12 protein-coding genes are annotated in these 13,300 nt (G+C 70.1%); 4 read left to right on the top strand and 8 right to left on the bottom strand.

Annotated features, from left to right (window positions below; genetic code table 11):
• Positions 1-337 precede the first annotated feature (337 nt).
• The 3 genes from ACH4S8_RS31225 to ACH4S8_RS31215 form a co-directional block, all read right to left on the bottom strand.
• The gene (locus ACH4S8_RS31225) at positions 338-883 is read right to left on the bottom strand and encodes a YcxB family protein (RefSeq protein ID WP_398399943.1); all 546 of its coding nucleotides are present in this window, start codon (positions 881-883) and stop codon (positions 338-340) included.
• 129 nt (positions 884-1,012) lie between these two features.
• A complete protein-coding gene (locus tag ACH4S8_RS31220) occupies positions 1,013-1,549 on the bottom strand; it encodes a GNAT family N-acetyltransferase (RefSeq protein WP_398399941.1) in 537 nt (178 codons plus the stop codon).
• Between the two features lie 289 nt (positions 1,550-1,838).
• Positions 1,839-2,240, bottom strand: a complete 402-nt coding sequence (locus ACH4S8_RS31215) for a hypothetical protein (protein ID WP_398400258.1) — start codon at positions 2,238-2,240, stop codon at positions 1,839-1,841.
• 812 nt (positions 2,241-3,052) lie between these two features.
• On the opposite strand from ACH4S8_RS31215, the gene ACH4S8_RS31210 reads away from it, so the two are divergent.
• Positions 3,053-3,487, top strand: a complete 435-nt coding sequence (locus tag ACH4S8_RS31210) for a pentapeptide repeat-containing protein (protein WP_398399939.1) — start codon at positions 3,053-3,055, stop codon at positions 3,485-3,487.
• Between the two features lie 120 nt (positions 3,488-3,607).
• Positions 3,608-4,603 carry a zinc-binding alcohol dehydrogenase family protein gene (locus tag ACH4S8_RS31205; protein WP_398399937.1) on the top strand — a complete coding sequence of 332 codons (996 nt, stop codon included), beginning with the start codon at positions 3,608-3,610 and terminating at the stop codon, positions 4,601-4,603.
• 345 nt (positions 4,604-4,948) lie between these two features.
• Here the strand turns inward: ACH4S8_RS31205 and ACH4S8_RS31200 are convergent, their stop codons facing one another.
• Complete coding sequence (locus ACH4S8_RS31200) at positions 4,949-5,695, bottom strand: phosphotransferase family protein (RefSeq protein ID WP_398399935.1); 747 nt, start codon at positions 5,693-5,695, stop codon at positions 4,949-4,951.
• Positions 5,696-6,230: 535 nt separating this feature from the next.
• Here ACH4S8_RS31200 and ACH4S8_RS31195 point away from each other — a divergent pair.
• Entirely contained in the window at positions 6,231-7,046 is an 816-nt protein-coding gene (locus ACH4S8_RS31195; RefSeq protein WP_398399933.1) for an endo alpha-1,4 polygalactosaminidase, read from the top strand.
• A 125-nt stretch (positions 7,047-7,171) separates the two neighbouring features.
• On the opposite strand, the gene ACH4S8_RS31190 is transcribed toward ACH4S8_RS31195, so the two are convergent.
• From ACH4S8_RS31190 to ACH4S8_RS31175, 4 genes are all read right to left on the bottom strand, one after another.
• Positions 7,172-8,275: a phosphatidylinositol-specific phospholipase C domain-containing protein gene (locus ACH4S8_RS31190; RefSeq protein WP_398399931.1), complete on the bottom strand. Its 1,104-nt coding sequence runs from the start codon at positions 8,273-8,275 to the stop codon at positions 7,172-7,174.
• A 1,174-nt stretch (positions 8,276-9,449) separates the two neighbouring features.
• A complete protein-coding gene (locus ACH4S8_RS31185) occupies positions 9,450-9,794 on the bottom strand; it encodes a hypothetical protein (RefSeq protein ID WP_398399929.1) in 345 nt (114 codons plus the stop codon).
• A 287-nt stretch (positions 9,795-10,081) separates the two neighbouring features.
• A complete protein-coding gene (locus ACH4S8_RS31180; protein WP_398399927.1) occupies positions 10,082-11,065 on the bottom strand; it encodes a TIGR01777 family oxidoreductase in 984 nt (327 codons plus the stop codon).
• 246 nt (positions 11,066-11,311) lie between these two features.
• Positions 11,312-12,016, bottom strand: a complete 705-nt coding sequence (locus tag ACH4S8_RS31175) for a type 1 glutamine amidotransferase domain-containing protein (protein ID WP_398399925.1) — start codon at positions 12,014-12,016, stop codon at positions 11,312-11,314.
• Between the two features lie 333 nt (positions 12,017-12,349).
• Between ACH4S8_RS31175 and ACH4S8_RS31170 the strand changes: the two genes are divergently transcribed.
• Positions 12,350-13,255, top strand: coding sequence for a LysR family transcriptional regulator (locus ACH4S8_RS31170; protein ID WP_398399923.1), 906 nt, complete (start codon positions 12,350-12,352; stop codon positions 13,253-13,255).
• Positions 13,256-13,300 lie beyond the last annotated feature (45 nt).

The raw sequence follows: 13,300 nt of genomic DNA, 5'->3' as shown, positions 1-13,300 counted from the left end.
GCCCGCCGGACCTGCAGCCGACTCGGACAGGAGCATGAGCGCCGCCCAGCCGAGAGCTCGCCCTCACGGGCTCCGGACTGATCGCCGAGGGCCGGACCCGATGCTGTTTCCAGCTCGCCGTCATCGCCTGGATCGTCCGGTCCGTCCCCGCGTCCGGCCGCCTGGAGGCGGTGACCGCGCCGAAAGCGACCACCCGGCAGACCGTGGGAGTCCCCGGCGTCGCGGCGACCATGATGATGGTCGTGACCTTCGTACTGGGCCACACGGTTGTTCACACCCTGCATCGCGCCCTACCTGCGGCAGGCCGACCTCGGATCGTGGTGGGCAGGGAAAGAGTTCAGATGCGGCGAAGGTGCTGTGAGAACAAGGCGCGAGTCCGGACGAGGTCCTCCGGTGAGGCCGCACCGTGCTTGGGGAGTACGAGGAAGTAGCCCAGACTTCCGGTGAGGACGAAGAGTTCGGAGGTCTCGAACCACCACGGGTACGCGTGCCAATCGGCACGGTCGCTCTTCCCGTCGTCGCCGGTCGTCGTCAGCCCGTCCTCGGTGAGCAGCGTGTGACAGGAACCGTAGGCCGCCCAGCCCTCGTACTGCTGCCGCACCCGGTGCTTGCGGAACCGTTGGCGTACCGCGAACAACGCGATGACGCAGCACGCGCCGGCGGCGATGATCTGGATCTCGTCCAGGTGCCAGACCAGTACCCGTACGAAGAAGGCCGCTGCCCCGAACGCGGCGGGAAGCAGAAGGGAACCGGTACGCCCCGGCCAGGTCCCCAGGGTGAATCGCCACAGTGCCCGGTCGTAGTGCGCGGCCTCGGGGATGTAGTCGAACCGCGCGGTGTCCCGAGCCACGATGTCAGCGGACCCGGCCTCATCTCTGTTCATGGCGGGGCAGGTTAACGCACTGTCGAACAGACGGATCACCTGCCCTCGCCGTGGAAGGCTGCCTTCCCAACCCCTCGTCCGCTGCCGCGAACCGGACGAGGGCGAGGGCGCCCGATCGGCGTTCTGCGCTCAGCTCGATTCGCTGCCGGAGCGTTCGGCGCGGAGCATCGAGAAGATCACCTGGTCGTGCCACCGGCCGCCGCGCCACTGGGCCGAGCGCAGCACACCCTCCCTGACGAAACCCGCCTTCTCCAGCGCACGCTGCTCGGCGAGGTTGGCGCAGTCCGTCCAGGCCTGGAGCCGTTCGGCCCTGGTGTGGTCGAAGAGGTACTCGGCCAGCAGCCGTTGGGCCCGTGTGCCTGTGCCGCGGCCGCGCGCGTCCGGCACCAGGCCGATCGCCAGCGTCCAGCAGGTGGAGGTGGCGGGCCGACCCCAGGTGCCGGCGAACCACTCGACCCGGCCCACCGTCCGGCCCGCCTCCGCGACGCAGAGCACACCGCCGTCGGGACCGAGCAGGCCGTTCTCCGCGAACTGCCGGCGCAGCCCGGCCGGTGAACCGAAGCCGAACCACTGGTACGGGCCGGCCCCCTCCGGCCCGTTGAACTCGCGCTCGAACAGGCCCAGATCGTCCGCGGTCACCGGGCGCAGCGTGATCTCATCAGCCATGAAACGGCTCCTGACTTCTCGGCCACGGGGTTCGACCGCACATGGCCGGCACGGGCAACGGCGTCAGACTCTTCCACACATCAAGTCACGCCCCGTCAGGAAGCCCTGCGGCGGCCGTCCGGAAAGATCCGCCGTACAGGCCCGTCCAGCGCATGGGTGGGCCGCGGCACCATGGCGATGCTGCCGTGTTCACGCACGGCGGGCCGGCAGTTCCTCCCGCCTGGTCACCGAAGCCGGAGAACATGGAGCCGATACGCCCTCGGCGACCATCAGCGATGAAGCGCGATACTCACGCCGGGTCCGCTGAGCCTCGTCCGTCCTCGACGTGGATGACGTGAAGCTCGGTGCCGTCCCGGTGGCGCTTGGAACGTCCGAACAGCCCGACAGCGATCTCCGACCGATCCTGAGGCTCATCAGGACCGACATAGGTGAGAACGTCGTTGTGATGCCCGGTGACGACCCATCCCTCGACGTCTTTGAGGTCGATCACCCCGAAGTCTCCTGCCGAAGATCCGGCATGCGCCGGGCCGAACCTCTCCAGGAGGTCGGTGGCCTGTTCGGCGAGTTCCCCTTCCGGAGCGGTCAGTACGACACACGTGCCGTGCTCGAACAGCACCCACGACTTGCGAGGGTCGGTGAGAAGCCGCTGCCAGACGTCTATCAGCATCTCGGTGTTCACGCCGGTCATCATGCCGCAGAGCACCGACACAGGTCGATGATCGACCGACGGCTACGGCGAAGATGCGCAGGGAGCCGCGCGCGGGGTACCGGGCACGGCCAACTGCCCGATGCTCGCGGCCTGGTCGTTCACCGGCGGAGACCACTTGCTCCGCGCCGGGCCGATCCGGATCGTCCAGACCCTTGAGGACCTGCTCCGACAGTCGGGCGAGTCCTGTACCGCGCCTCTAGGCGAAGCATCCATGAGCCTCGCACCGGGCGTGCTGCAAGGCTGCGGCCCGAGCGGCATCCTCGCTGTCGTACCGCGTCACGTCGCGCCGCTCGTAGCTCTCGCGTGAATCGGCGGAGGCCTGCCCGGCTGCAAGGGCCCAACAGCTTTCCCGGCCGTGGTACTTGTCGCCCTGATCGCTCACCCAGAAGTACGTCATGCCGCGGAGTCTGCCACGGGGAGAGGACCGCAACACGGCCTTCCTCGTCCGGCTCGGACCCCTCCAGCCACCTCGGCCATGATCGACGGCAGAGCCCTTTGCGTCCGGACGACCGGTCCCGAGGCGGTGATACCCGGCTTGCGGCATGGGCCGGCCATGTCGGCGTTCTGGTCGCCGGGGAAGGTGGCCGACGAACCGCGCGGCTGGGCGGCATGCGCGGCTTTCGCCTGCGTGGTCTCGACGGTGTCCGGCGAGATCGGCCCACGACGGCGCCGCCACCGCCGAGCACGGAAGCAGGCCCGCACGCCGATGACCAGTGGTGACCGGCCTGTCCTCGGGGTCCTGGCCCTGGAAAATCGGCGAGCCGACGTCCGGCTCGTCCGGCACTCTGGTGTCCATGGCCACACCCCTGAATCCCCGGCAGCGACTCGCCGCACTCCAGCGCTACTCGCCCCTGAGCGGGGAGAACTTCACCGGCCAGGACCTGGTCTCTGCCAGGCCCCGGGAACTGCGCTTCACCCGTTGCTCGTTCGTGAAGGCCGACCTGCGTCACGCCGCCCTGGACGGCTGTTCCTTCACGTTCTGCGATCTGAGCCGTGCGGACCTGCGGGGAGCCTCGCTGCGTGGAGCACGTCTGTCCGGCTGCGATCTCCGCGGCGCGGATCTGCGCGACGCCGATCTCACCGACGCGGACTTCGGCCGAGTGAACACCGGCAGACCGCGGTACGGCCTCACCGACATCACCGGAGCCCGCCTCGAAGGGGCGATCCTGCGCGACGTCCGACACGACGATGTCATCGGCTGGCACTCTGCGGTTGACGGCATGACCTGACATGGCCTGATGTCGGGTCGGCCCCGGGCCCTGGGCGGCGGCGGGAATAACAAGATCGCTGTTTGAGCTGCTGCACTCGTACGGCTCTCACCAGGAGACCGTGATACCGGGGGGTGTCGGATGCGGGCGGTCGGGTTCCGGGTCAACGGAGGCGTCGAGGTACTCGAGGAACTGGATCTGCCCGAGCCCGTGCCGACGGCCGGCCAGGTCACGGTGCGAGTCGCTTTCGCGGGTGTCAACTTCGCCGAAGTCCAGCATCGGCGGGGTGAGTTCGGCGCCCCGGACGGGCCCGGCGGGGTGGACGTGCCGGGCCTCGAGGTCGCCGGAACGGTCGCCGCACTCGGCGCCGGAGTGAGCGGGCTGGAGGTCGGCGAGCCGGTCGCGGCGTACCTGCCCGACTTCGGCGGCTACGCCGAGGTGGTGACCGCGGACCCGCGGTTCGTCAGGTCACTGCGCACGGGAGCGGGAGAAGCGGATCCGGCCGCGGCGGCGGGGCTGTCGTGCGTCTATCCGACGGCCTTCGGCGTACTCAAGGACGCCGGCCGGCTGAGGGAGGGCGAGGACGTACTCGTCCATTCAGCGGCAGGAGGTGTCGGCTCCGCCGCAGTGCAACTGGCCCGGGAGCTGGGGGCCGGCCGGGTGTACGGCACGGTCGGCTCGGCCGAGAAGATTCCGTACGCGACTGGACTCGGCTACGACCAGGTGTTCCCGCGCGAAGACTTCGCGGAGCACCTGGCCGATGTGACCGACGGCCGGGGTGTGGACCTGGTTCTCGACCCCGTCGGCGGGCCGGTGCGGGAGCAGAGCCTGTCCGTGCTGGCGCCGTTCGGCCGCGTGGTGGCCTACGGAGACCTCGGCCGGCACGAGCAGTGGACGGCCTCGGTGTGGGACCTGTGGAAGGGCAACCGGACCATCGCCGGGTTCAACATCGGCGACCTCGCCCGTCGCGCTCCCGAGCGGATCGGCGACCACCTTGCCGAAGCCCTCCGGCTGCTCGCGGCCGGACGGGTCCGGTCCGGGGTGACGCAGACCCTGCCGCTGGCCGAGGCGGCGAAGGCACACGAGTTCCTGGAGACGGGTACGGGCCGAGGCAAGTTCCTTCTCTCGCTCGGCTGACCTCACGTCGTCCCACGGACACACCGACTGACGACTCCTGACGACTCCTGACGAAAAGAGGCGTCCGGACCTCGGCGTCCGGACGGTCGCAGGATGCCGTGCGGGATCCTGTTCGTGCCGTACACCGGGATCCGCCGGGAGTCCCTGCCCCAGGAGCCGGCGCCTGCGCATCCGCCGGGAGATCCGCGACGACATCCACCACGCGTCCGTCACCCTCGGCCGCGCCGTCATCCGCCGGCGACGACTGCACACCGCACGTCGTCGGGAGCAAGGGCGGGCGATCGCCCAGGAGACGGCCCGCTCGATGCGTCAGAACGCATACGTGGCAGTCGGGCCCGCGCAGCCTCACATCCGGGATCTCAGCACGTCGACCTCACAGCCCGGCGCGAACGGGTCGAAGCCGTGCTCGCTCAGCCAGCGAACCACCAGCAGGCTTCGCAACGACCACCACGCGTGGATCACGTCGAGGTCGATGTCGGTGCCATAGCCGGCGACGACGTCGTCGAGGTGCTCCTCGTGTCCGAGCGTGAAGGTGGCGAGGTCGTACAGGGCATCACCCTGGCCCGCCTCGGACCAGTCGATGATGCCGGTGACCTCGTCGCCGTCGACGAAGACGTGCGCGATCTGCAGGTCGCCGTGCGTGAACGCCGGAGTCCACGGCCGGAGCGCGGCCTCGGCGACCTGGCGGTTGCGGGTGACCAGGTCGGCGGGCAGGACACGGTTCGTCACGAGCAACGCGCACTCGTCGTCGAGTTCCGCCGTCAGCGCGGCGACGCTCCGCCCGGCCCTGCCCGGCCGGGGCGGCAGGGGCGCGTCGTGCAGCTGCCGGATGGCGGCGCCCGCCGCGGCCCACGCCGCCGGCGCCCCGGTCGACGGCCCGCCGAGGCGCCCGAGCGTCGTCCCCGGGAGCGCGGCGATCGCGAGCACGGGCGGCTTGCGCCACAGGACCTCCGGGGTCGGGACCGGCGCGAGGGACATCGCCTCGACCTCGACGTCGATGCGCGCCTGATCGGCGTCCACCTTCAAGAACACGTCACCGACGCGCAGCGTCGCGCGCTCGGAATGGGCGACGACGACTTCGACCTCATCCATGGGCGACCAGTATCCCGGGGTTGATCGCCGACGTCGCCGGGTTTGTCGCGTGCGATGACGCGGCCGACCGTGTCCCGCCACCCGCCACCCGCCACCCGCCACCCGGCGGCCTCGTACACGACACCGACCTCTGTCCATGTCACGCCCACCACTTTTGTCAGGAGTCATTGTTCATGTGTCGGCCCACCGACCGGAGTCGGACCCTGCGCGGGCGGGCACGGGACCCGCCCTCAGCGACCAGTCACCCACAACACCCCGACGTACGGGCGGAGTTCACGTTCACGGGCGCGGGCGGGCGAGGTTCGGTCGGGTTGCCGCGCCGACGAAATGCGGAGTTCGTCGGCGCGGCGTTCCAGCATTGACATCTCTCGAGGCAATCGCTTTACTCCCGGACGACACCGGAGCCCTGCTCCGTGTCCAGAGACACGCCCAGCCGGTATGCAGGCCTCGCGCCACGAGCCCGGCCCAAGTCGCCAGGACGCCCTTGCGCGTCCGAGGCGGGGACGTGCCCTCTTCCCCCTTGGAGCTCATTCACATGGGCCGTTTCAGTCGAACTCCCCGCAAGCTCATGGGCACCGCCGTCGGCGCGACGGCGCTGATCGGTGCCCTGGTCGCCCCGACGGCATCGGCGCAGGCCGCGTCCGTGCCCCTGCCGCCCCCGCACGTCGGCTTCGACTATCAGATCGGCGGTGCCTACACCCCGCCGGCCGGGGTGAAGGTCGTCACCCGGGACAACACCGCCTCCCCGGCGGGGGGCCTGTACAACATCTGTTACGTCAACGCCTTCCAGGCCCAGCCGGGTGCCGAGAACGAGTGGGACGCCGACCTGCTGCTGCGCGACGCGTCCGGCAAGGTCGTCTACGACGAGGACTGGGGCGAGGCCTTCCTCGACGTCGGCACCGACGGCAAGCGGCAGCGGATCGCCGGCAAGATCGGAAGCGTGATCGACAGCTGCAAGGCCAAGGGCTTCCAGGCGATCGAGCCCGACAACTACGACAGCTACACCCGTTCCGGGAACCGTCTGACGGCCGCCAACGCGCAGGCGTTCGTCAAGCTGCTCTCCGCCCGTGCCCACGCGGACGGTCTGGCCATCGCCCAGAAGAACACTCCCGAGCTGGCGGGCAATCACACCGCCAACGGTCTGGACTTCGCCGTGGCCGAGGAGTGCGGCCAGTACGACGAGTGCGGTGACTACACCAGCGCCTTCGGGAACAACGTGATCGTGATCGAGTACACCAACTCCGGCAGGTCGAAGGCCTGCAACGGATGGGGCGGCACGCTGAGCATCGTCCAACGAGATGTGGACGTCAAACCGGCGGGCAGCAGCGGTTACGTCCGCAAGACCTGCTAGACCTGCTAGACCTGCCGGACCGCGGGCCGACCCGAGCCGGGTGCCGGCCTGCGACGGCTGGGCGCCGTCGCAGGCCGGCACGGCTTCCGCCGCCCCACGCACCTTTCCGTGGACGAGTCCGAGGATCAGCCGCGCGGCAGGACCAACGACTGTACGGTCGGCAGGCTCCGCCAGTCGTTCGACGCGACCGTGGCATGCGCCTTGGCCAGCTGCGCGACCCGTGCCGACGCGTCGGACGCCGACGGGCTGACGTCGTCGAGGGCCGGCGACACGTTCTGCGAGTCCGTCATGAAGAGCAGGTAGTGGTTGGTGTCGTACCAGCTCGTGTCGATGCCGTTGTTGATGTAGGTGGCCGCGTCACCGTCGAAGGCCACGAACCAGGGCCGCAGCGTCGTGTCGGAGTAGCGGGTACGGGGGTCGCCCGACGCGGCGTTGTGCACCGAGGGGAAGATGTTCGCCTGCGAGGTGGTGCCCGCGGTGTGCAGGTTGCGCAGGTAGGTCGCGTACTCCTTGTCCGTCCACAGGGTGTCGGTCGGATTGCCCTCCTCGACCGTGCCGGGGATGACCTCCAGCAGCACCTTGCCCGCCAACTGCGCCCGGGTCGGCCAGTTGCCGGCCCTGGCGGCGTCGTCCAGGGTGGCGTACTGCCCACCGCCGGGCTTGTTCAGCAGGTCGTTCGGCTTGTAGACCAGGCTGCCCAGGTGTGCGGAGATCGACTGGTCCAACTTGGCCGGGCTCATCCCGAGGTTGGCCTGGAAACCGGCCTTCATCTCCAGCTTGATGATCAGCGGCCCGTGGCCGGGGTGCGCGCCGAGCCACACCCGCACGTCGTCCAGGCAGCTCTCCAGGTCCTTGTTGGCGCTGCCGGTGTACAGGTCGGCGGCCGTGGAGGCGTTGACGCAGTTGTTGCCGTTGCTGGTCAGACTGCTGTGACTGACCTTCCACTCCTGGGTGAAGAAGTCGTCCCAGACGTCCAGCTCGATCATCGAGGTACCGGTGTCGAGACCCTGCGCGAGATAGGTGAACGCGCTGGGATCGTACGTGTTGTGGATTCCGGACGTGGTGGTGCCGGACAGCTGCAGCCCGTCCGTGTCGGCGGCGGAGGCGGTGGTGCCTCCGGCTCCGGTGGCGCCGAGCGCCAGGAACAGACTCAGTGTGCCGAGCAGCGCGGTACGCGGTGCCGCGAGCGGGCGGAGGGCAAATCTACGGCGGTTCATCGGGCCGGGCACGGTTCCTCCATCGTGGGGGTGACTCTCCGTCCGGACAGTGACGGCTGTTCCTTAATCGACGGAGACATGACACGTAACGCGATCGAGAATCCTGCTGTCAGCTACGATTCCGGCCGATCTTTTTCGGCCTGGGATGCCGGTGCCTTCGCGGGGCGGACAGACAGCCATGGATGACGCGGACCGACCACCGCAGGGTCGTGTGACACGGCCGAGGGCGACGAACGCCACGCCGTGACAGCACAGTTGTGACCGCTAACGCGAGCCGCCTCGAGCCCGGCGGTCAAGGAAGTCCACCAATTCCGCTTCCCTGCCACGAAGCCACTCCCGTTGCTCAGGGGGGAGACCGACAAGGGTGTCGTGCAGAACTCGCTTCCGCGGTACATGCACCATGTTGCCGGAGTAGATCCGGCAGCCGGAGCACCAGGCGAGCCCGACGCAGCGCTCGTAGAGGGAGGACTCGGGCGGATGGAACCGATACCTGTACGAGCGGACCGGCGTACCGCAGGTGGCACAGATCCGTCGCTCGCCGTCAGGAACGGACCAACCACCCCCGACCTTGCGCCAGTTCTGCTGCCCGGCCGGTGCTCTTCAAGTCGTCATGGAGCGCCTTCTCGCACCGTCGGCTTCCCGGCAGGGGGCCGGTGCCGTACGAGGGCTGCCCTCGCCGCATGATTGTCCATTGGACCGAGTGGCCACCGCGCAGGCGGCGCCCGCGTCGGCGTGCCGTGGCAGGGGCTGTCGTGGTGCTGGTGGCGGGGTTCGGCTGGTGGGCCACTCGTCCGGTGGTGCCGCCGTGCGCCGATCCGGTTCTCCTGATGGGGCCGAGCAAGTACGTCAGTGGATCTGGTGCGATCACGCCTGCGGGCAAGGCATACCTGGATCGGCGGGCGGAGAAGGCGAGGGCGTCGGGGGAGTGCGCGCCGATCCACGCCCGCTGGCGGGGTTGGCTGGGCTGACGGGCCGCAAGGGCGCGTTCGTATCCCGAGTGTCCGCCCTCATTCCACTGCTCGGCAGGGCCGCGCCCGGCCCACGAGGTGCGGCGCACGACTGTGCCGGCGCTTTCGGACTCCGGCGACTCGCCCTGCCGACGGCGCACCCTTCGCTGCCGAACTCGAAGCAGAACCAGGCGGGTTCGGGTTCCTTGTCCCGGAGGAGAGGCGGCGGAGGCGGCGCCTCACCGGTCCGCCTCGTCGAAGGGTTTGTCGTACCAGCGCCAGCCGGCGGTGCCGTCGTCGTGGATGTGCAGGGTGAACTCGGCGACCGGGCCGCCGTCCGGAAACGTCAGGGTGAGCGCATCGCGGATCCGGGTGCAGCAGGCGTCGACCCGGTCCCAGTCCTCCTCGTCGACGGCCCGCTCCTGCTCGGCGAACAGGGGGCGGAACTCTTCGAAGCCGGGAAGCGCTTCGAATGCGGCGTGCGTCCAGGGCATGTCTGCGCCGGTCACGGTCAGTCGGGCGATCTCCCGCCCGTCGTGGTGGAGTCGCCAGACACTGCCGTCGGTGAGGTTCGGGTTGGCCATCTGCTCATGATGACGATCGCCACTGACAACGCTCCGTCGGCGCCGCGCCGACTGGCCGGACGCGACACCGGACGATCCTCTTCGCGGTCCCTTGTTCCGCCTTGAACGATCGTCAACACTCCTCCACGGAAGCGGACTTGGAGGGCGCTTTCGCCCAACAGGCTGCCCGGCTGCCCGTCCATACAGCTGTCCGTCCGGGCATCCATCCGTTCGCCCAGTCATCCGTCCACCCGGCGATCGGTCCGTCCAGCCATCGGTTCGTCCAACCGTCGTCCGTGGGCAGGGCTTTACCCGATGCGGTCCCGTTCGCGGGTCCGCCCCGATGTCGCACGGGCCTCCCTGGCTCGCCGTACGAGGGATGCGGCGGCGTCGTCCCACTCGGGGTGGGTGAAGTCGAACCCGGCCGCGTGCAGCCGGCCCGGCACCACGCGGCGGCTTTTGAGCAGCAGTTCGGTGTCCGAGCGCAGCGCGAACGCTCCGAGCTCGGCCATGCGGCGTGTCGCCGGCAGCCCCACCGGAACACGCCAGGCGGTGCGCAGCGCCCGCATGAAAGCGCGCTGCGGCAGAGGGCCGGGGGCGGCGAGGTTCACCGGCCCGTCGAGGTCGTCCCGGGCGATCAGGAACTCCACCGCCCGCACGAAGTCCTCGTCGTGGATCCAGGAGACGTACTGCGCCCCGCCGGCCACCGGGCCGCCCAGCCCCAACCGCGCCAGCGACGACAGCACGTCGAACACGCCGCCCCGGTCCGGGCTCATGACCATGGCCGAGCGCAGGGCCACCTTGCGGGTTGCCGGAGTCGGCGCCTCGGCCTGCGCCCGCTCCCAGTTCTTCGCGATCTCGACGCTGTAGGCCCAGTAGTCGGGTACGCCGGCCTCCGAGCCGCCGATCACGCCGGTCGCCTCGTCGTGTGCCGCGTCGAAGCGGTGGGCGTAGACGGTCGCCGTGCTCATCTGCAGCCAGACGCGCGGTGGCCGCGCGGCGGCGGCGATCGCCTCGCCGACGACCCGGGTCGAATCCACCCGGGAATCCATCATGGCGCGCAGGTTCTCGGCGGTGTAACGGCAGGAGACGCTGCGTCCGGCCAGGTTGATCACGGCGTCGCAGCCGTCGATCGCCTCGGCCCACCGGCCGGGCGTGGCGCCGTCCCATTCGATGTGATGCGCTCGTACGGGGTGCCGGGTGACCACCGTGACCTCGTGCCCGGCGGCCGTCAGCGCGCGGTCGAGGATCGTGCCCACCTGTCCGGTTCCTCCGGGCAGCACAACCTTCATCGAATCCCCCTCGGATCAGCCTGGCATCACCCTAGCCCTATTTTTTGAACATGTTCAACTCTGGGTTCGGTGGGGGCGGGAGGGCGTGCTCGGGCGTGTGTCCGGACGGTCGTGAAAGGTCGTGGTGCGGCGTGTCCGTCCCGAACCGTCGCCGGAACGGGAGGACCGCCGCAGGGGCGTGTCGCGTCCCTGCGGCGGTCGTCGGCTCCGGCGGGTTCGGCCGGTGTCCCGGTGTCCCGGTACGGCTCAGCGGTCGGCCAGTGCCTTCAGCGTGGCTTCGGCGGTGGCGGTGCTGGACTGGGGGTTCTGCCCGGTGACCAGAGGGCCGTCCACGACGACCGTGCTGCTCCACGGCGCCCCGGTCTCGACCTCGGCCCCGCGCTCGCGCAGCAGGCTCTCCAGGTAGAAGGGGGTGTTGTCGCCGAGGCCTCCCTGGCGCTCCTCCTCGTCGGCGAAGGAGGTGAGGGAGCGGCCCGCGAACGTGAAGCCGCCGTCGGCGGTGGTGGCGCTCAGCAGGGCGGCGACGCCGTGGCACAGGGCGGCGACGATCGTGCCCTGGGCGTCGGCCTCGTTCAGGAGCCGGCCGAGATCCGCGTCGGTGGCGAGGTCGGCCATCGGCGCGTGGCCGCCGGGGAGGTAGATCGCGTCGTAGTCGCTCAGCTGTACTTCCGCCAGCGGCAGCGGGTTGGAGAGCTGGTCGTCGATGCCGTCGAGGTAGGTGCGGAACTCCTGGGCGTCGGCCTCGGACACGCCGCCGCGGGCGTCGAGGCTCAGGGCGTCGACCGTGGGGCGGACGGCGCCGGGGGTGGCGAAGTCCACCTGCGCTCCGGCGGCGCGCAGCACCTTGTGGGAGGCGGCGACCTCTTCGGCCCAGAAGCCGGTCGGATGGGTGGATCCGTCGGCCAGGGTCAAGTGGTCGGCGGCAGAGACGATCATCAGGATCTTCGGCATCGAAATGGCCTGTTCTTATCTGTGGGACGACGTGGGAAGGCGGTGCTCGCGGCCCGTGGAACCGCAGGACCGCCGTACTCGGGACAACCTCAGGATTCATCACAGGAATGCCCTGCCGCCTCTCCAGGCCATAAGAAGGCTTATGGATCGGGAGTGGCCCGCAGCCCGTGGATGTGGCAGAACAGCGCAGTACGGTGTCGCATGGCGTTGTACTGCGTCGTACGGCCTTGAGCGGCGTCGCCGGGCCGGTGGCTGCGCACTGTCGCCCGGGTCCATCACTAGGATTCGACCGATCGGAGCACCCCATAAGCTCCGTGATGGACGGAGGCGACCTTGCCCGGCCTGGACCTGCTGGCGACGTTCCTGGAGATCTACCGCACCGGGTCGCTGTCCGCGGCGGCCGAGCGGCTGGGGGTGAGCCAGCCGGCGGTCACCGGGCAGCTGGCCCGCCTCGAGGAGCAACTCGGCGAGCCCCTGTTCGTCCGGTCGAGCAAAGGAGCCCGGCCGACGCCCCGGGCGGCGGCGCTGGCCGCCCGTGTCGGGCTGCACGTCGACGGGCTGCGCACCGCGCTCGCTCCTTCGGGGGAGGAGCGCATGCTGCAGGGCACGGTCCATCTCGGCGGAGCGGCCGAGGTGATGTCCCTGCAGGTGCTTCCCGCTCTGGCGCCGCTGTCGGCCCGTGGACTGCGGATCCGGGTGACGCTGGGTCTGGCCGGCGAACTCCTGACGGCGCTGACGGCGGCACGGCTGGACCTGGTGGTCTCCGCCGTCCGCCCCCGGCAGGAGGAGCTGTCGGTGACGCCGCTGGTGGACGAGGAGTTCGTGCTCGTGGGGCCGCCCGCGCTGGCGCACGCCGTGGACCAGGAGCGGCTGGCCACCGACCCGGTCGCCGCGCTGGCCCCCATGCCGCTGGTGGCCTACGCGGCCGATCTTCCGATCATCCGGCGGTACTGGCTCAGCGAGTTCGGGCGGCGGCCGCCCAACCAGGTCGCGGTCGTCGTCCCGGACCTGCGCGCCGTACTGACCGCGGTGGTGTCCGGCATGGGCATCTCCGTGCTGCCCCGCTATGTCGCCGCTCCGGCCCTGGCCGCGGGCCAGGTGGTGCAGATGCACCGGCCGGAGGTCGAGCCGTTGAACACGCTGTACCTGGCGTCCCGCCGCGACACGCCGGCGAGCCCGGCCCTTGCCGCCGTATGGGAACACCTGGCCCGGGCGGCGCAGGAGTGGAAGAGCCTGTGATGTCTCGCAGCTCGCGGTGAGCGGTCGGCGGGGTGTGGGGTGCGG

The organism is Streptomyces sp. NPDC021080 (assembly GCF_044333225.1).
GTDB lineage: Bacteria > Actinomycetota > Actinomycetes > Streptomycetales > Streptomycetaceae > Streptomyces.
Note: the sequence above shows the minus strand (reverse complement) of the source record. Positions and strands in the feature narration are given on the sequence as shown.